The organism is Lysobacter soyae, assembly GCF_019551435.1.
In the GTDB taxonomy this organism is placed as follows: domain Bacteria; phylum Pseudomonadota; class Gammaproteobacteria; order Xanthomonadales; family Xanthomonadaceae; genus Solilutibacter; species Solilutibacter soyae.
Window position 1 is genome coordinate 1001016 of sequence record NZ_CP080544.1, and the last position, 18493, is coordinate 1019508.

19 protein-coding genes are annotated in these 18493 nt (G+C 55.0%); 13 read left to right on the forward strand and 6 right to left on the reverse strand.

Going from position 1 to position 18493, the window contains the following annotated elements; all coding sequences use genetic code 11:
• Positions 1–3 precede the first annotated feature (3 nt).
• The 4 genes from moeB (at position 4) to guaA (ending at position 5274) form a co-directional block, all read left to right on the forward strand.
• Positions 4–1080 (forward strand): molybdopterin-synthase adenylyltransferase MoeB, encoded by a 1077-nt coding sequence (moeB, locus tag H8L67_RS04780; protein ID WP_220380600.1) that lies wholly within the window; start codon positions 4–6, stop codon positions 1078–1080.
• A gap of 37 nt (positions 1081–1117) precedes the next feature.
• Complete coding sequence (folD, locus tag H8L67_RS04785) at positions 1118–1981, forward strand: bifunctional methylenetetrahydrofolate dehydrogenase/methenyltetrahydrofolate cyclohydrolase FolD (protein ID WP_220380601.1); 864 nt, start codon at positions 1118–1120, stop codon at positions 1979–1981.
• Between the two features lie 181 nt (positions 1982–2162).
• A complete protein-coding gene (guaB, locus tag H8L67_RS04790) occupies positions 2163–3623 on the forward strand; it encodes an IMP dehydrogenase (RefSeq protein ID WP_220380602.1) in 1461 nt (486 codons plus the stop codon).
• 76 nt (positions 3624–3699) lie between these two features.
• The gene (gene guaA, locus H8L67_RS04795) at positions 3700–5274 is read left to right on the forward strand and encodes a glutamine-hydrolyzing GMP synthase (RefSeq protein ID WP_220380603.1); all 1575 of its coding nucleotides are present in this window, start codon (positions 3700–3702) and stop codon (positions 5272–5274) included.
• 22 nt (positions 5275–5296) lie between these two features.
• On the opposite strand, the gene H8L67_RS04800 is transcribed toward guaA, so the two are convergent.
• Positions 5297–6088, reverse strand: coding sequence for a glutaredoxin family protein (locus H8L67_RS04800; RefSeq protein ID WP_220380604.1), 792 nt, complete (start codon positions 6086–6088; stop codon positions 5297–5299).
• A gap of 79 nt (positions 6089–6167) precedes the next feature.
• On the opposite strand from H8L67_RS04800, the gene H8L67_RS04805 reads away from it, so the two are divergent.
• The gene (locus H8L67_RS04805) at positions 6168–6551 is read left to right on the forward strand and encodes a MerR family transcriptional regulator (protein ID WP_220380605.1); all 384 of its coding nucleotides are present in this window, start codon (positions 6168–6170) and stop codon (positions 6549–6551) included.
• A gap of 23 nt (positions 6552–6574) precedes the next feature.
• Here the strand turns inward: H8L67_RS04805 and H8L67_RS04810 are convergent, their stop codons facing one another.
• Positions 6575–7036, reverse strand: a complete 462-nt coding sequence (locus H8L67_RS04810) for a hypothetical protein (protein WP_220380606.1) — start codon at positions 7034–7036, stop codon at positions 6575–6577.
• Between the two features lie 212 nt (positions 7037–7248).
• On the opposite strand from H8L67_RS04810, the gene H8L67_RS04815 reads away from it, so the two are divergent.
• From H8L67_RS04815 to H8L67_RS04825, 3 genes are all read left to right on the forward strand, one after another.
• On the forward strand, positions 7249–7908 hold the full coding sequence (locus tag H8L67_RS04815) for a HEPN domain-containing protein (protein ID WP_220380607.1): 660 nt from the start codon (positions 7249–7251) through the stop codon (positions 7906–7908).
• A 78-nt stretch (positions 7909–7986) separates the two neighbouring features.
• A complete protein-coding gene (locus H8L67_RS04820) occupies positions 7987–8880 on the forward strand; it encodes a pirin family protein (protein WP_220380608.1) in 894 nt (297 codons plus the stop codon).
• Between the two features lie 78 nt (positions 8881–8958).
• The gene (locus tag H8L67_RS04825; RefSeq protein WP_220380609.1) at positions 8959–9378 is read left to right on the forward strand and encodes a VOC family protein; all 420 of its coding nucleotides are present in this window, start codon (positions 8959–8961) and stop codon (positions 9376–9378) included.
• A 9-nt stretch (positions 9379–9387) separates the two neighbouring features.
• On the opposite strand, the gene H8L67_RS04830 is transcribed toward H8L67_RS04825, so the two are convergent.
• A complete protein-coding gene (locus H8L67_RS04830) occupies positions 9388–9759 on the reverse strand; it encodes a nuclear transport factor 2 family protein (protein WP_220380610.1) in 372 nt (123 codons plus the stop codon).
• 75 nt (positions 9760–9834) lie between these two features.
• On the opposite strand from H8L67_RS04830, the gene H8L67_RS04835 reads away from it, so the two are divergent.
• Positions 9835–10023 (forward strand): hypothetical protein, encoded by a 189-nt coding sequence (locus H8L67_RS04835; RefSeq protein WP_220380611.1) that lies wholly within the window; start codon positions 9835–9837, stop codon positions 10021–10023.
• A 12-nt stretch (positions 10024–10035) separates the two neighbouring features.
• Positions 10036–10872, forward strand: coding sequence for a pseudouridine synthase (locus H8L67_RS04840; protein WP_220380612.1), 837 nt, complete (start codon positions 10036–10038; stop codon positions 10870–10872).
• Between the two features lie 44 nt (positions 10873–10916).
• On the opposite strand, the gene H8L67_RS04845 is transcribed toward H8L67_RS04840, so the two are convergent.
• The 3 genes from H8L67_RS04845 to H8L67_RS04855 are packed head-to-tail and all read right to left on the reverse strand — an operon-like array spanning position 10917 to position 14363.
• Entirely contained in the window at positions 10917–11639 is a 723-nt protein-coding gene (locus tag H8L67_RS04845; RefSeq protein ID WP_220380613.1) for a DUF6339 family protein, read from the reverse strand.
• Between the two features lie 2 nt (positions 11640–11641).
• Positions 11642–12460, reverse strand: coding sequence for a hypothetical protein (locus tag H8L67_RS04850; RefSeq protein WP_220380614.1), 819 nt, complete (start codon positions 12458–12460; stop codon positions 11642–11644).
• Position 12461: 1 nt separating this feature from the next.
• Positions 12462–14363, reverse strand: a complete 1902-nt coding sequence (locus H8L67_RS04855) for a hypothetical protein (RefSeq protein ID WP_220380615.1) — start codon at positions 14361–14363, stop codon at positions 12462–12464.
• Positions 14364–14583: 220 nt separating this feature from the next.
• Between H8L67_RS04855 and dcm the strand changes: the two genes are divergently transcribed.
• From dcm to H8L67_RS04870, 3 genes are read left to right on the forward strand one after another with little or no spacing between them, the layout of a single operon-like run.
• Positions 14584–15798 (forward strand): DNA (cytosine-5-)-methyltransferase, encoded by a 1215-nt coding sequence (gene dcm / locus H8L67_RS04860; protein ID WP_220380616.1) that lies wholly within the window; start codon positions 14584–14586, stop codon positions 15796–15798.
• 47 nt (positions 15799–15845) lie between these two features.
• A complete protein-coding gene (locus H8L67_RS04865; RefSeq protein WP_220380617.1) occupies positions 15846–17213 on the forward strand; it encodes an AAA family ATPase in 1368 nt (455 codons plus the stop codon).
• Entirely contained in the window at positions 17210–18490 is a 1281-nt protein-coding gene (locus H8L67_RS04870; RefSeq protein ID WP_220380618.1) for an LlaJI family restriction endonuclease, read from the forward strand. Before H8L67_RS04865 ends, H8L67_RS04870 begins: the two co-directional genes overlap by 4 nt.
• Positions 18491–18493: the final 3 nt, after the last annotated feature.

Sequence of the window (18493 nt, forward strand, 5' to 3'; positions counted from 1 at the left end):
GCCATGGACAAGCACTCGCTTTCACCCCGCGAGGCGATTGAAAAAATGCGTGCGGGCATGCGCTTGCTGGACATTCGCGGTGAGATAGAACGATTGTCGGGCATGGCCGAAGGCGCCACCGCTCTCGTCATGGATGATTTGCTCGCGGCGCCGGACACGCATCTTGGCGATGCGCCGGTGATGTTGATTTGCCAGAAGGGTATTCGGTCTGCAAACGCCGCGGCGCAATTGCGCGATGCCGGATTCAACGCGCTGTCGGTGGACGGCGGCACCGAAGCCTGGATCGCCGCGAATCTGCCAATCACATCCTCGGCGCTGGACGATTCCACGGGCGATCCGCATTTTGCCGAACGCTACTCAAGGCAAATGCGTCTGCCCCAAGTCGGTATGGAAGGGCAGCGCAAACTCAGCAACGCCCGCGTCGTCATTGTTGGTGCGGGTGGCTTGGGCGCACCGTCCAGTTACTATCTTGCGGCCGCGGGTGTGGGCCACCTCAGTTTGGTGGATCACGACGTCGTCGATCGAAGCAATCTGCAACGCCAAATCGTGCACGTGGACGCCGACGTGGGCCGGAAGAAAGTCGCTTCCGCACGCGAGCGATTGATGGCGTTGAATCCTCAGATCTCAATCGAGACACATGACCTGGCATTGGACATGGGAAATGCGGCGACGTTGATTGCGGGGGCCGATGTCGTGCTCGATGGCTCTGACAATTTCGCGGTCCGTCATGCATTGAACGCCGCATCTGTCGCGGCGCGCATTCCGTTGGTTTACGGTGCCGTCGATCGTTTTACCGGCCATGCCAGCGTCTTCAACGCGGGTGCGCGCGGCGCAGTACCTTGTTATCGCTGCTTGTTCCCCGATGCCCCGGAAGGCGTGCTGAACTGCGCGGAAGCCGGCGTTCTGGGTGTCGTTCCCGGCATCGTAGGTATGATTCAGGCGACCGAAGTCTTGAAGCTATTGCTCGGCATCGGCGACACCTTGAGTGGCACTCTGCTGCAGTTCAACGCCTTGGACATGCAGTTCAAACGCAGCAAGATTGTTCCGGATCCGGCCTGTCGCGCCTGCGGCAAAGCGTGATGCGATAATACGCAGCTCCCCAACGCACGACCGACGCATGACACAGGCACGCATTCTTGATGGCAAACGCATTGCAGACGACTTGCTGTCCGGTTTGAAAGCGCAAGTGGACGCGCTTATTGCCGCCGGCAAGCGCCGTCCGGGACTTGCCGTCGTGCTGGTGGGCGGTGACCCCGCATCGCAAAGCTACGTGCGCAACAAGCGCCGGGCCGCGGAAAAAGTCGGGATTCAAGCCTTCGACCATGACCTGCCTGAAGGCACGACCGAGGCCGAACTGCTGGCCCTGATCGACCAATTGAACGCGGATCCGGCGGTGCACGGCATTTTGGTCCAGCTGCCGCTGCCCGGAATTCCCGATGCCAGCCGCTTGATCGAACGCATCCGCCCCGACAAAGACGTCGATGGTTTCCATCCGACTAACGTCGGCCATCTGGCGCTGCGCCAATTCGGACTGCGCCCCTGCACACCGCGCGGCATCACGACATTGCTGGCCTATACCGACCGTCCGGTGCGCGGGGCAAACGCGACCATCGTCGGCGTCTCCAACCACGTCGGCCGCCCAATGGCGCTTGAGCTTTTGATTGCCGGTTGCACGGTCACGAGCTGCCACAAATTCACGCCACCGGATGTCTTGGAAGCCGCCGTTCGCAACGCCGATATCTTGGTGGTCGCGGTGGGGCGACCCGGGCTTGTGCCGGGCGAGTGGGTGAAACCCGGTGCCGTGGTGATCGATGTCGGTATCAATCGCATTGACGACGGTCGTTTGGTCGGCGACGTGGGCTTTGACGCGGCGCTGGAACGGGCCGGTTGGATCACGCCGGTGCCTGGCGGGGTGGGGCCGATGACCGTGGCGACGCTGATGCAGAACACGTTGGAAGCGGCTGCGCTGCAAGAGCCTTGACTTGGGCGTAGGCAAGCACAAAGGCAAGAGCGCCTCACCCGGCGCGTTCGCGCCACCCTCTCCACTTCGTGGAGAGGGGAAAGCTCCCCCTTCTCCACAAAGTGGAGAAGGTGCCCCCGCAGGGGGCGGATGAGGCGCTTTTACTGGTACAATTACTTGCTTCCCAGCCACCGGACTTCTTATGCTCCGCATCTTGGCCGAAGCGCTCACCTACGACGACGTTTCCCTCGTTCCTGCCCACAGCATCGTGCTGCCCAAGGACGTCAACACGTCCACACGGCTGACGAAATCCCTCACCTTGAACATTCCGATTGTGTCCGCGGCAATGGACACGGTCACCGACGCACGTTTGGCGATTGCCATGGCGCAGCTCGGCGGTATCGGCATTTTGCACAAGAACATGTCTTGGGAAGAACAAGCCAAGGCGGTTGAGCGGGTCAAGAATTTCGAAGCCGGTGTGATTCGCGAACCGTTAACGGTGACGCCTGAAACCACCATCGGCCAAGTCATCAACCTCACGCGCGCACGCAATATTTCAGGCGTTCCGGTGGTGGATTCCGAAGGCCATTTGGTCGGCATCGTCACCGGTCGCGACATGCGCTTCGAAAAGAAGCTGGACGATCCGGTCTACAACATCATGACCCGCAAGGAGAAGCTGGTCACGGTGCGCGAGGGCGCGAGTGATGATGAAGTCCTTGATCTGTTGCATCGTCATCGCATCGAAAAAATCCTGGTGGTCAACGACGAATTCGCGCTGCGCGGTTTGATCACCGTCAAAGACATTCAAAAGAAACGCGACAATCCGTACGCTGCTTACGACAGCACCGGGCAATTGCTGGTTGGCGCGGCCGTCGGCGTCGGTGGAGACACCGAGCAACGCATTGAAGCTTTGGTGGATGCCGATGTCGACGTCATCATCGTCGACACCGCGCATGGTCATTCGCAAGGCGTGATCGAACGCGTGGCATGGGCGAAAAAGCATTACCCGTCGTTGCAAGTGATCGGCGGCAATATCGTCACCGGCGACGCCGCGTTGGCGTTGATGGATGCCGGTGCCGATGCAGTGAAAGTCGGCGTGGGTCCGGGTTCGATCTGCACCACGCGCGTTGTGGCCGGCGTCGGCGTTCCGCAGATCACCGCGGTGTCGATGGTGGCCGATGCATTGCAAGACCGCATTCCGTTGATCGCCGATGGCGGCATTCGCTATTCCGGTGACCTCGGCAAAGCCCTTGTGGCAGGCGCGTCCACGATCATGATCGGCGGACTCTTCGCGGGCACCGAAGAAAGCCCCGGTGAAACCGAATTGTTCCAAGGACGCAGCTATAAGAGCTATCGCGGCATGGGATCGTTGGCAGCGATGGAAAAAGGGTCGAAAGACCGCTACTTCCAAGACGCCTCCGACGCCGACAAATTGGTGCCGGAAGGCATCGAAGGACGCGTCCCGTATCGTGGACCGCTGTCCGCGGTGGTGCATCAACTGATCGGCGGCTTGCGCGCAACGATGGGCTATGTCGGCTGTGCATCGATTCAAGAGATGCGCACTAAACCGCAGTTCGTCAAAGTGACGGGCGCCGGGCAGCGCGAAAGCCACGTGCATGATGTGCAGATTACGAAAGAACCGCCGAATTATCGGGCGGGTTGATAAGCATTAAGAGCGCCTCACCCGCCCCTTTGGGGCACCCTCTCCACTTTGTGGAGAGGGGAATCGAAGATTGAGCATGACTGATATTCATAACGACAAAATTTTGATCCTCGACTTCGGCGCTCAATACACGCAGCTCATTGCGCGTCGTATTCGCGAGATCGGCGTGTATTGCGAAATCTGGGCGTGGGACCACAGCCCGGAAGAGATTGCCGCATTCGGTGCGAAGGGCATCATTTTGTCGGGTGGTCCGGAATCCACGACAGAGGCCGGTTGCCCGACCGCGCCGCAGGCCGTCTTCGATGCGAACTTGCCGATACTCGGCATTTGCTACGGCATGCAAACGCTGGCGAAGCAACTCGGCGGTGACACCGAGGCAGGCAACCAGCGCGAGTTCGGTCATGCCGCGCTTGAGATCGTTGCGGAAGACAATTTGCTGTCGAAAGTCGCGACCTCTGACGCGCTGCGAAACGTGTGGATGAGCCACGGTGATCACGTCTCCAAAGCGCCGGAAGGATTCGACATCACCGCGAAAACAGATCGTCTCGGCATCGCGGCGTTTGCCAACGATGCGCGCAAAATTTACGGCGTTCAATTCCATCCGGAAGTGACCCATACCGCGGCCGGCGAAGCCTTGTTGCGCCGCTTCGTGGTGGACATTTGCGGCTGCGACACGCTGTGGACCGCAGACAACATCATCGAAGATCAGATCGCCCGCGTGCGCGCGCAAGTGGGCAGCGACGAAGTCATCTTGGGTCTCTCGGGCGGCGTCGATTCTTCGGTGGTCGCGGCGTTGTTGCATCGCGCGATCGGCGACCAGCTGACCTGCGTCTTCGTTGACACCGGCTTGTTGCGCTACAAAGAAGGCGACCAGGTCATGGCCATGTTTGCCGATGAAGCCGAGAAGGGCGGCATGGGCATTAAGGTGATTCGCGTCAACGCTGCCGATCGCTACTTTGAAAAACTCAAAGGTGTGGAAGACCCGGAAGCCAAGCGCAAGATCATCGGCAATCTGTTCATCGATATTTTTGATGAAGAGTCCAACAAGCTGTCGAATGCGAAATGGCTGGCTCAAGGCACCATTTATCCGGACGTGATTGAATCCGCCGGCAGCAAAACCGGCAAGGCCCATGTGATCAAGAGTCACCACAACGTGGGTGGCCTGCCTGAAGACATGAAACTCGGCTTGGTAGAGCCCTTGCGCGAACTGTTCAAAGACGAGGTGCGCCGTTTGGGCGTGGCCTTGGGCTTGCCGCGCGAGATGGTTTACCGCCATCCGTTCCCGGGCCCGGGCTTGGGCGTTCGCATTTTGGGTGAGGTCAAGCGGGAATACGCGGAGCTGCTGGCCCAAGCCGATGCGATCTTCATCGACGAGCTGCGCAAGGCCGATTTGTACGACAAAACCAGTCAAGCATTCGCTGTCTTCCTGCCGGTGAAGTCAGTGGGCGTGGTTGGCGATGCGCGCGCCTACGAGTGGGTGATCGCGCTACGCGCCGTGGAAACCATCGATTTCATGACCGCGCACTGGGCACATTTGCCGTATGAATTCCTGGGTCGTGTCAGCAATCGCATCATCAATGAGCTGCGCGGCGTCAGCCGGGTGGTGTACGACATCAGTGGCAAGCCGCCGGCGACGATCGAGTGGGAGTGATCATCGCCGGACGACAAGGCCGTTACATGGCCTGATGTGCCCAGGCAGGTAGCAAACCGAAGGCGCCCAGCGCCATCCACACTGCCATCGCAATCATCATCAAGTTTTCGGTGAGCGAGACGAAGCCGAGCGGCACGTTGCTCGACCCGCCGACACAGGCGCACTTGAGTTCCCGGCGATCGATATACACCGCTTTGAACACTGATACAGCGCCTATCGTCCCGATGAAGAGCGCGACCGGAACCGAGAGCCACGTGAGCACGCCCGCGATCATCAAGATGCCGGCCAGTCCTTCAGCAAACGGATACAGATAGGAATAGGGCACCCAGCGCTTGGCAAGCAGGTCGTAGTTCAAAAACATCGTCGCGAAACTTTCGACGTTCTGCAGTTTGAGCAATGCGAGCACGGCCATGCTGAAGCCGATGAACCATTCCGCGGCGCGAACCGTGAAAGGTGTCCCGTGGACGGCCTGACTTGCCGCGAGCGCCATGAGCAGCGTCATACCGAACAGCGCCATCACCGGCCGATAGCTGGTCGCACCCGGCGCTGCCACGTGCTTTCCGAGATGGCGTCGCAGATCGTCATAGCCGCCGATTCGCACACCGGCGATAAACACCTGCGGTGTCGTCTTCACCCCGTGCTCGGCCTTGAATGCATCCACCTCTTCGCGAGAGGTCAGCCAACGGTCTTCAACGTCGAAGCCTTCTCTACGCAGCAAATCCAAGGCTTTCAAGCCATAAGGGCAGGTATGTTGCGCCATCACCATGCGATGAAGAAAAGCGCGCTTGCGGCCCTGAGGTCCTGAGGTATACATTTGTCCTCCTGATTCAAAACGCTGATTTGAATTGGTTAGGTGTATGCTAACTCCCGTACCACGGTACGGAGTCAAGCCCATGAATCTCTCCATCAAAAAGTTTGCCGAAGCCGGTGGCGTCGGCGTCGAAACGGTCCGCTACTACCAGCGTCGTGCGTTACTCGATACGCCCGGAAAAGGTGACGGTATCCGCCGTTACGGTGAAGACGATGTCCGGCGACTCCGGTTTATCCGCATGGCCCAGCACGCAGGTTTCACGCTCGAAGAAATCAAAGAATTGCTTGCGCTTGATGCAGGCCAGGATCGACAGCGGGCACGCGAACTGGCGCGCACCAGAATCACGCTGCTCAATGAACAAATTGCCGAGATGGAACAGGCTCGGGATTATCTGCAAAAGCTGGCGCACCAGTGCAGTGCGAAAAAGACCGGTCCTTGCCCGATTCTTGCGTCGTTCGAGGGGTAGCGCCAGTTGATTGATGCGTTCAATTATTTGACCGAGTAAGTCTGCCGATCAGCGGAAACTCCGTTCAAAAAGATTTCAACCGTGTACTTGCCATTTGGCCATGCATCCGGCTTCGCGATTGAAAACACGGTGTCGCCGCTGCCGGAAAAACGCAGGTCGGTGCTTTCCGTCTGAACCTGTTGGCTGGCATCACCTTCACCGTAGGTCCAGAGCACACCCAGCGTGCCATCGGTCGCGGCATCCGTGCAGGTTTTCGTTGAGACCGACGCGTAGATGGTGTCATCAGGTTTGAAGAGTTTTGTCGGAACCACAACGCGTGCTTTGTCGTTCACACGGCTTCCCAAGGTCACACCCGATACCTCCACAGCGACGGGATCGCCACTGCCATTGATATCGCCGCAGCGTTCAAGAGCCTTCACCTGCAAGGAAGCAACCATGGTCGCCGCCGCAATGGCTGTCGTGAACAATCGCGTCTGAAAATTCATTCGGTCTACCTTAGATTTCTGGAATGGCGTCAATTGCTGCCTGATCGCCTTTGCTGTAATCACCGCTGCAACGTGATTCGCCACATGTTACACGCTCGTCTTTCCAGAACTAGCTCGTCAGCTAGCCGGTCCGCACTTGCGAAAATTTCTGAGCAAGTCAGGGCGCGTCCTCAGGCAAAGTCGGAAAAGTCCTATAGACATCCGAGATGATCATGATGCCGCCGCCAAACTCGGCACCTTCGCTTCGAGAGGCGCATCGCGCGACGCGCGATGCTCAACCCGAGAACCTGCGCGTGCGTATCCACCGCGCGATCAGCTGGCTGGAGCGGGCCGAGATGGAAAAAGAAGACATGGATGCAAGATTCATTTTCTTGTGGATCTCGCTCAATGCCGCCTACGCTCGCGAATTCGGCTATGAGCAGTCGGAGCGGGATGAAGCCATGCGCTTCCTGCGCAAGCTTCTGGCTTGCGATATTGAGGGTCGTATCCACGCGGTGCTGTTCAACCAATTCAGCGGCCCCATTCGCACATTGATTGACAACAAATACGTATTCGAACCGTTTTGGCGGGCGATGCGGGAGCATGACAGTAGCGAACTCTGGAAGTCCAAGTTTGAACAAGCCAAAGGCGTGGCCTTGAAAGCCATCATGGATCGCGACACCGCCACCGTGCTTTCAGTGGTCGCCGACCGACTGCATGTCTTGCGTAACCAGTTGGTTCATGGTGGCGCCACATGGAACGGGCAGGCCAATCGCGCCCAAGTGCGGGATGCCGCGGCAATCCTGTCCACATTGATGCCCGTAGTGATCGATTTGATGGTGCACAGCCGGGACGTGGATTTTGAAGCGATCACCTATCCGTGGGTGAAGTGAAACCGCTTTGGGAAAGACGGGCGAACGAACCTTTTACAGCCGTTTGCGACAATCAAGGCTGATCTACGGAGCAGCGACATGGCCATCGACCTCATCATCGACAAGCGCATTCACGACCTCGGTGGCGGATTTAAAGTCGGGCGTGTGCTGCCGTTTCGCGCGCGTCGCATGGTCGGTCCGTACGTGTTCTTCGACCATATGGGGCCGATGATGCTCGCGCCGGGCATCCCCAGGAATTTGGATGTACGGCCCCATCCGCATATCGGTCTCAGCACGGTCACCTACCTATACAGCGGCGCGATGACGCACCGGGACAGCCTGGGCTCGAACATTGAAATTCGTCCCGGCGAAGTGAATTGGATGACGGCGGGGAAGGGCATCACCCACAGTGAGCGTTTTGAGCGTGCGCGACTGGAAGGCGCGAACATGCATGGCATTCAAGCTTGGGTGGCGCTGCCGAACGAAGCCGAAGAAGTAGATCCTTCTTTTGCACATCATGCCGGCGACGACTTGCCGACCTGGTCAGACGCTGGCGTGCAAGGGCGCCTGATTGCCGGCGAAATTGATGGATTGCGTGCAGGCGTACAAGTCCATTCGCCACAGTTCTATCAGCACTTGGAAATGGTGAGCAATGCGCGGCATACGGTCTCTGCACAGTATTCTGAGCGCGCGGTGTATGTGGCGAGCGGTTCAATCCAGATTGCGGATCAATCATTAGCTGCCGGACGAATGGCGGTCTTGAAGCCCGGTCAAGCCGTGGATTTGCGTGCGCGTGAAAACGCCACCGTGATGGTGCTGGGCGGTGAACCGGTAGGTGAACGATTCCTGCTGTGGAATTTCGTCTCTTCGTCTAAAGCGCGACTGGCGGAAGCGGCCGAAGATTGGCGCCAACAACGCATGAAATTGCCGGTCGGCGACGATATGGAATTCATTCCGCTGCCTGACAGTGCCGCACCGCCGCTAAAAACCTAGCGCGTGTCGCGCCCGTCACGGGGCAGGCATAACATCGCGACTGTCGCAACGATCTTCCCCTTTGCCTGGAGCTTTGCCATGTCAGAAATGATTTTCGTCAACCTGCCCGTTGCAGACCTCGACTCATCGAAAGCTTTCTACAGCGCTCTTGGATTCGAAAACAATCCCGTCTTCACTGACGAGAGTGCCGCCTGCATGGTGTTGAATGCGCACTTCGCCGTGATGCTGATTACGCATCCGCGCTGGCGCGAGTTCACCGATCGTCCCATTCCGCCCAAGGGCGCAAGCGAAGTCATGATTGCGGTGCCGCGCGAAAACCGGGAGGCGGTCGACGCGACGTTGGACATTGCACAGAAGCACGGCGGGACCGCCGATGTGAACGCAAAGCAAGATTTGGGATTCATGTACAACCGCTCGTTGACCGATCTCGACGGTCACATCTGGGAGGTGTTTTGGATGGATATGGCGGCGTTTCCCGGCAATGCCCAACAGGGCTGAACCTGCGACTTAAAACATGCCGGATTGGTTGGGTGAATCTTTCGGGATGACCTGGCCGACATCCCACATTTCGACGATCTGATCGTGGTGAAATCGAAGAATGTGGACCACCGCAATGTTTGTTTCGCCCTGCGCGCGCTGGACGTTCGAGAACACCATGACGCGATCGCCCGATTCGAGCGTTTGCTTGACGTCAAATGACTTGTTGGGCTCATCGCGAGCGCTTTGTTCCATCCCTTGCTTGAGCGCTTCCTGATCGTCTGGGAACCAGGCATTGTGATGACGGAAGTCGGGTGCAACATGCTTAGCAAAGGCTTCTGCGACGTCGCCACGGGCGCACATTTGCAGGAATTCCACGGCGGCGTTTGTGTGGGTGTTCATGCGGGTTCCTTCTAGAAGGTCGCCATTGAAGGTATACGATGTGTATTGAAGATTGAGTTGAAGAGGATTCGCTTCGTGAAACAGTCTGCCTATGCAAAGCTTGTTGGAACGATTTTTGCGCTCCTGGCACTATTCCATGTGTGTCGGTTGGTTGTCGGTCTGCCGATTGACGTGGGTGGTTGGGCAATGCCGAATGCGTTGTCGATTCTCGGTCTCGTGGTTGCGGGTGCCTTGAGTTGGCTGGGATTCAAAGCCAAGCCTTGATCGGGGGTTCCCGTGCCACCGAGCCGGCTACAATTGCCCGTCGGTCCTTGGGCCACGCTCATTGAAGGATTGTGCGCACGATTTCCGAGGATTTCGGAAGAGACATGGCGCTCTCGATTTGCACGGGGCTTGGTGACCGACGCAAACGGCAATAACTTGACGCCGGAAACCCCGTATCGCGTCGGTTTGGAAGTGCGCTACTTCCGCGAAGTGGCATCGGAGCCGGTGATTCCTTTCACCGAATCCATCGTCTACCAGGATGCGCATTTGGTCGTTGCATACAAGCCGCATTTCTTGCCAGTCATGCCGTCAGGGCGATTTGTGCGCGAGACCTTGCTGACGCGCTTGATTGAGAGATTGGGAAATCCCGATTTGGTGCCTTTGCATCGAATCGACAGGGAGACGGCCGGATTGGTGATGTTTTCGGCGAATCCAGACACGCGTGCCGCCTATCAAGCTTTGTTTCGTGAACGCAGGATTGAGAAGACCTACGAGGCCATTGCGCCGCCTTTAAAGGGGCGTGAGTTTCCGTTTGTCCATCGGACACGGATTGTGCCGGGGGAGCCTTTCTTCCGAATGCAGGAAGTGCTCGGAGAGCCGAACAGTGAGACAGTGATTGATGTGATTGAGCGTGGCGAGAATTTATGGCTTTACAAACTGATGCCGGTGACGGGACGGAAGCATCAGTTGCGGGTGCAGATGGCGGGGTTGGGGGTGGGGATTATGGGGGATTCGATTTACCCCGACGTTCGCGAATCGAGCGACGGGGATTATTCGAATCCTTTGCAATTGGTTGCTCGACAGTTGAAGTTTAGGGATCCGGAAACGGGGGTGTTGCGCCGGTTATAATGAATACGTTCGAGACGCTGTTCCTCTTTTCCAACCCGGGGACACTATTTTGGCACTAACGAACTTAAGAAGAAGTCCATTTCTTCTTCGTCAAACATCTCGAGGACCAAGCCTGCACCATACAAGTTTAGGCGTTTCATGAACTCGCGAAACAGATTCTCATTGCGGCGAAGTCCCTGATTTATCTCGAGAGTCCGAATGATCGCGCGCGTGACAGGCATTCGAGCTCCGAGCGCAGGTCGTTCGACCAAGCTGCTTCTTATGTCCGATCGAGACAAGATCATTCGGAGCGCGCGCTCCGGATCTTCTGGAAGGGCACCTTTTGCGATGTAATGATTCCACCACAATCGAGAGATTGCATGGTCGTCACGGCATGCCGTCAAGCCATTGGCGAAGAAATGTTTAGAGACAGATCGCTCAACCTGTAAATCGCTCTGACCGGCCTTGAGCCAGCGCTTGCGCGCGAACTCGAGGCCATCGGTATGCGTCAACCGTGTCCACAGCCGTGCTTCTCGAGCCAATACCGGCGTCAAAGATGCAAATGCCTGTCCGACAATCATGGAATTAGTAATCTCGCTTTCCGGAGAGCCGGATGGATCCAATTGCGAGAGCGCCGCAAGGTTTGCTTGAACCGGCAACGTGTATCGCCATTCTCCAGTGGCTTCCAAATCATGAAAGCTTCCGGATCGATACCTTTCAATATTCATCCCTATGGATTCTTTGAGGTCGTCCGCGACAGATTGGCTGACATAAAGCAGGTTCTGCATGTTCACTCCTTGGCGAATACTTGTTGCAAGGCACCCATTGGCATACCGAGCAGCTTTTGTGCGGCGATCAAGGGGTTCTCCTGCGGGGTCAAGCCAAGCGCGTTCAAGCGTTCGATGAGCGCGCTATGCCAGCGCCGATCCGCGTAGGCTCCGTCCTTCATCTCAACCAGAACGCCGATAAGTGCCGGCAAGTAGAGTGACGAAAGCAATACGTCTCTCTTGGCAGTTCCACGGGTGATTGCAAAAAAGTCGAATAGCGGCTTGCGCACATGTATGCCGATGCATTCCGAGTCGAGTTCAAGGTCGAACGCGTCAACCGGTGCGAATTCGTTTTCCACCAGGCGAAAGATGGACTCCAAGGGTGCGAGAGTCTTGAGTCCGACATAGAACTTGTATTCACCGGAAAGTCCGACAACATCAGCCTTCGCTATCGACAGCGAACGTGAAGGAAATTCCGCGCTAACCGCTTTGGATTCGATGGTGAACGACTTTGCCTGAGCCGCGATGACAGCCCGAAGTGTGACCAAGCCAAGGAGTTTTCCGTCGGGGATTCGAATTTCGAACGGCGACCCTCCAACCGGGAACGCTCCGTCGAAATAAGTGTTCAAGCATTGCAACAACAGAACCACTTTGAGTGCCCCGGAAGAAAGTGCGACCTTCGTGGTTTCTTCTCTTACCTCAAAGTCACCTTGAATAAGGACGTCGCCGTTGCCGCATTCAGTTACCTTGGTGACGCGAAAATCGAAGCTGCCGCCATGGAAGTCGTCATTCTCAGAAGAAAGCACCGGATGTGCGAATAGAACATTCCTCTTCAATCGCATCTCAGATCTCCGTTACCGCAATCAAGTCGAAGCTGATCGGTCCGGTGTAAGGTCGGTCAAACTCCACTTCAACCGAAAACCTGACTCCTTTCTTCAATTTGAGCTTCGGAGCCTTTATGCATTCGATGCCGCCGAACTTCGCCAATGACAAAGGTTCTTCTCCTGATACCCCCGGAGAATAAATTTCCAACGCGGCTAAACCGTCTCTGTCCGGAGTAAATGCGATAAAACGCGTTCTGTCCGTTCCGGCCTCCGCCAATGCAGTTCTCGCACTCGAATAGGGAATTGCGCGGCCACCACGTCCTCCGATTGATCCCTTGCCCTGTCCTTTCCTTTCGCCCGAAGTGGTGCCGCCACTCTGGTCGTTTTTCCGCTTACCGCCCGCTGATCCGCTGTCGCCATCAGTACCTCGGCCGGTTTTGGGAGGATTTGTCTGATCAGGTCCTCGGACTACAATCTCCACAGGGTTGCGTTCGGCATCGCCGTCATCTTTTGTCTTCTCCGGATCCCCCGGTGCGGCAAAGAATTCATTGAGCTCATCCAATGAAATTATTGTCTCGGATTGGGATGTCGTAGATGACTTGATCGTGTCTCGTATCCACGATGCCAAGGTTTTCATCTCTGATCGGATCTTTTTTTGGCGCGCCGGATCATCGATTCTCTCCACCGAGATTTCATCGTGACGCGGGCTTTCCATCTCTCTGATCACAGAGCTGGCTTGTTTGCTTGCGGGTTCCACTACACAAATGAAGTCCCGACACATGGAGAATCTGGAAAAAGACTGACCGAAGGACTTCAAATTGTCTGCGATCACCATTCCGTTTCTGAGGATTCCGACCTTTCGCGGCAACCCTTCTTCTTGGAGGATTCTGAGTTCGATTTCTCCGATCGTGGGAAAGGTCCGGGTATGCAGTTCCGTCTGGCCAGATTGAAGTGCGGCAAACATCGATGCGCCGTATTGAAGGTCTTCGAGGAAGCCATTGTCGTCCGCGGCGGCTTGCACTTGAGGGGATGCGAATAAGTCTGCAAGGGATGACTTGTCTATACGTACCGACTCATTCGGTCCCCAAGATACTGAAAACCGAATTGCTTCACGATGTATCGCCGCGAAAAAACTGGTTGTGATGGAGGCAATCATTTGCCATTGCCAGTCTTTTGCTTCTTTGAACCCCAAACAAGCGATCGTGGTTCCGACTTTTTCACGGCGCAGCCATTTGGGCAAGTCGGAGTGTGTCAAGATTGGTGCGAATTGTTCCTCACCGTAAAAGCCTGTTGCCCGTTTTGGCTTGGCGTCCGCCATGTGCGAAACGAGAATACTCTTTCCTTGAAAAAGCTCATGCTTAGTCCCGTTCTTTGTGCTTAGGGAAGCGTAGAAGGCGGTGCGGAGGGAGGAATTTGCAAACACCGCATTTTTCCCAATTCCGAAAGAACCCCCAGCGTCATCGTGGGACTTCTTGCTGACACCTGATGACTTAACCAAAGCATGGAATGCGCCGCCTTCTGAAGCATCGCCGAGTCCAGTCGTTCCGTAATCTTCGATTAATAGAACCGGAATCGTCTGCGACTCAAGCAGCCGGTATGCGTAATCGAAGAATGTCAGTTCCTTTTTTAGGTTTTTGGATTTGGCTCTATCCAGGCAAGCCACGATCGATTTCTTGAGTGAGGCGACGCCCGGCACGGACTTGGTTTCTATGTGTTCCAATCGAATCCGAAGCTCCACTGGCTCGTCCGGCAGATTTTCTTGACGGAAGGCGGCGTCCAAGCTGTTTTGGGCACATTCTCGCGCGAGACTTGAAAACTGCATGCCTCGAAACGTCTCAATGCCCGCGTGAGCCAGTCCTTCATCCTCCCTGGCATCGTTCGTCAAGAACTCCCATTCAAAACGCTTTGTCGCGGTATTCACGCCTGCAGGCCTCCCCAATTCAAATCTACCAACTCTTCTTTATATGAGGATCGTGCGCTGTCGTCATCGCGAAGATTTCTTGAATTGGCTCTGATCTCGCGTAGTGAGACGATGGGAAAATAGATTTGTTGCTCGAATGTGCGAGAAAGACTGATCCTCTATTTGACCCGGCGACTCCCGCCTGGTAGGCTCGTGCATTGTCTTCGGAGTCACCGGTAATATGCGGAATAAAGAAGTTGTCGAACTCAGGGGCTTAGTCGGAGTCTCGCAGAGCGAGTTGGCACGAAAAGTCGGTGTTTCAGATGGGCGCGTCGTTCGAGCATGGGAGCGTGGTGAGAGGTTCCCATCCCGCGAGAGCGCTGAGGCTTTGCTTGCAGCCAGCAAGGCGCAACCTTTCAGGGACAAGCGGAAAGAACATAAATTCCGATTTGTTGACTTGTTTGCCGGAATTGGTGGAATTCGCCTGCCTTTTCAGAAGCTGGGGGGACAGTGCGTTTTTACATCTGAATGGGACAAGTTCGCTCAGAAGACCTATGCGGCCAATTTTGGCGAGATTCCGTCGGGTGACATCACCGCAATCGCCGCCGCTGATGTTCCTGATCATGATGTCTTGTTAGCCGGTTTTCCGTGTCAGGCCTTCTCGCAAGCAGGTCTGAGGCAAGGTTTTTCGGACACCCGCGGAACCATGTTTTTCGAAATTCAGAGGATTCTTGCTGAGAAGCGGCCCGCCGCATTCTTGCTGGAGAACGTGAGACAGTTGCAGGGGCACGACAAAGGCAGAACTTTGAAGACGATCTTGGACGTCCTTGAGGGTCGCTCTAGCGCTGACATACCTGATGACGTCCCAATGTCCATCGCAGCACGGAAGAGTCTTTCAAGAAAATTGGACTATGAAGTCGTCCCCTTGGTTTTGAACGCTAGGGATTTCGGAGTGCCGCAGAATCGGATTCGCATCTACCTCGTTGGATTCGATCGCAAACGATTCCCTGATTTTGACAGAGATGCCTTCACGACATCAATCAAGAGAGAGCCGAAGAAGTTTCTGGGTGAGGTACTCGAGGAAAATTCAACGGTTGACGAAAAGTACACACTTTCTCAGAAATTGTTCTCCGGACACGAGAGGCGAAAACAAGAACACTTGTTGAAGGGCAATGGGTTCGGTTTCAGTCTCTTCTCCAACAAGAGTGAATATTGCAACACGATTAGCGCAAGGTATTACAAAGATGGAAGCGAGATCCTCATAGATCAGTCGGATATCGGGCGCCTGCCGCGTAAATTGACACCGCGCGAGTGCGCGCGTATTCAAGGGTTTCCGGAAGAATTTGAGTTGGTCTGTTCTGATAATCAGACCTACAAGCAATTTGGAAACTCCGTCAGTGTTCCAGTGATTCAAGCCATCGCCAAGCAAATGATCAGGATTTTATTGAAGCAATAGCGTGGAATTGAAGTAACTTTCTTTCGTCATTTGACAAGGGGTGGGAAGTGACAATTGGTTTTCTTGAGCTGGCGACATCATACGAATCAAAAATGGGACTTTCTGTTCCTGAAACTCGAAGTGTTGTAGATATTGTCAATTCGACAGGAAATAGATTTACTCTCTCCGTTTCGGATTTGATTCTGGCGTTGGAGGATCTGCTCGATAAAAATGATCGTTTTTTGGAAGCAGGCGAACAATACAACGAAACTAGATGGCGTGAAGCCTCAAAGACTCTGTTCCGTTCTGACGCTGTCAAGACGCTTGCAAGCACCCAGACGAAGGCGTTTTTCACCGTGCTTTCGAGGTTGGTAAGCGCGGCAAGAAAAATGTCTGAGAGGGATTTCGATGAGAATCGCCTGGACTTGGGACGAACTTCATTGAAGTTGACGCTGGAAGCATTTGGCGAAGCTACGCATAACAATTCATCTGTTCCATACAAGGTTGCGACGAATAGGGCCCCAACACCAGCAATGAAGGGTGAAAATATCCTTTTGTATGGGGCGCCAGGAACAGGTAAAAGCAAGGCGGCGAACGATGACGCTTTGCTGCGGACCGCAGGCAAGAGCGAACTGGTATTCAGGACGGTCTTCCATGGGGACACTATGCAGGGTGATTTTATTGGTGCAATACGACCGAAGTTGGATGGTGCATCCGTCAGCTACGGATTTGCGCCAGGCCCTTTTTCGCGGGCATTGAAAGCAGCGGTCGCCAATCCTTCAGAGCATGTGGTACTAATTATCGAGGAGCTGAATCGAGCGAATGCGGCAGCGGCGTTCGGTGAGGTGTTTCAACTGTTGGACCGTGATGAGTTCGGCGCAAGCTGTTATGAAGTTCATCCAGAGAATGAAGAGCTTTCGATATATGTTTATGGATCGGAAGGCGAGAAAAAAAATGCTTCCCAAGCCACAATCTACATTCCTTCGAATTTGTCACTTATTGCGACAATGAATTCCGCCGACCAAGGCGTAAAGTCGATCGATATGGCGTTTAGGCGGCGTTGGAAGGCGATCTACCAGCGTTTGGACGTGTCACGCGCTTCTGATGTCTTCGTGTGGTTGGATCCGACACTTCAAATGTCTTGGCGGGATTTTCTGGGTGCTCTGAACGACTACTTGGTTTCTGAGTTTGCGACGGAGGAAGACCGACTCATAGGTCAGTATTTTGCATCCGAAACGGATCTCGCAGATGGCCGAATTCCTGACAAATTGCTGCTTTACTTGTGGGATGACTTGCTGAGAGGCGAAGATAGGAGTGCACTATTTTCAGGGAATCTCAGGACGTATGCCCATCTTCAGGCAGAGGCACATGATCGCGGGACATATTTCTCAGAGGGTTTTCTGACGATTGCTTCTCAGTGGACACGTCAAGGATGAGGCACGCAATTCTCAATGACCGAGTTTTAGTTTCGGAAGTTGAGAGGCAATCTCCGGAACTTGTTGATCGTCTGAGGCGTCTTGGCGCGATACCCGCTGGTGCCAGAACGGTTCAGTTTTCCGGATTGATTCAAGATGAATTTGGCAATACAACTGTGTTTCTCCCTTTGAAAGCCGGCCTGAATTGTCCGGAAGATCAGCGGTTCGAGAAAGCCAGGTGCCTCATGCGGGTGTTGGCAAAATTCGGTTCTAGGAATGAACGTGCCGGTACTGCCCTGGAGATTGATGGTTCAGTTTCTCTCGCTCATACGATCATGGAGTTGCTTAAGGATTACAAGCGCTGGGGAATCTTCAGGGACTCGGTCACTCGCAATTCAAGGAATGTGGGAAAAGCTGACTGGAAAGCGACCTCCAATCGCGTTGCTCCCAATTTCCAAGCGGATGGAATCCCTCATTTTGATGAAATACGCACCCGGTTGCTCGACACCGACACAGAGAATCCGTTGAGCATTATTCATGCGGCGGTGATTCGAGAAGTTCAAAAAAATCATATCTGGTGGATTCCACCGTCTAACACGGTTGACAAGTCAATCAGACGCTTGGATTTGCTTGGCCAGAGAAAGGAGGCATTGGTCAAGAGGTTAAAAAGTCTTTCCAAGGACATGTTTGCAAGTCGTGACCTTGCTCTAGTGCGGTTGCTTTGCGCCTATTTGACGCAAACGGGGTCAGAACGTGATGGCGCCTTGACTATCGGAGTTCGGGATTTTCACACTGTTTGGGAGGTGATGCTTCGCGAAACTACTAAAGGGGTGGAGCAGGGCTGGAACCGGCGTTTGCCATTGCCCACGTACATTGCGCGTAGCGGAGCTAACGTCGTAGCCTCGGGGATGTTGCCTGACATCGTGGTGAGAAGGAATTCAACCTTTGTAATTGTCGACGCCAAGTACTATGCGGCTGAAGGCGCATTTTCCGTTCCCGCGTTGGGCGATGCTTTGAAACAGGTGTGCTACCGGATGGCGATGAGCCACATCGTTGTCGGAAGTCGTGTCGACACTTGTTTCTTATTTCCTTCGGCTTCCGGCACGGAAGGTCGATTTGAGTATTTGAAGTTCATTGCTCGTGAAACCAGTTCTGAGGCAACCGATTTCGGAGAGATCCGTTGTCTTTATGTTGATATAGACCGTGTCATGGAAGCATATTCCTCGAATCGCAAGATCGATCCGCTTTCGAAGTGGAATTCCAAGTCCGAGGAAGGCGGCACGCTCATCCTTAATTGAGTG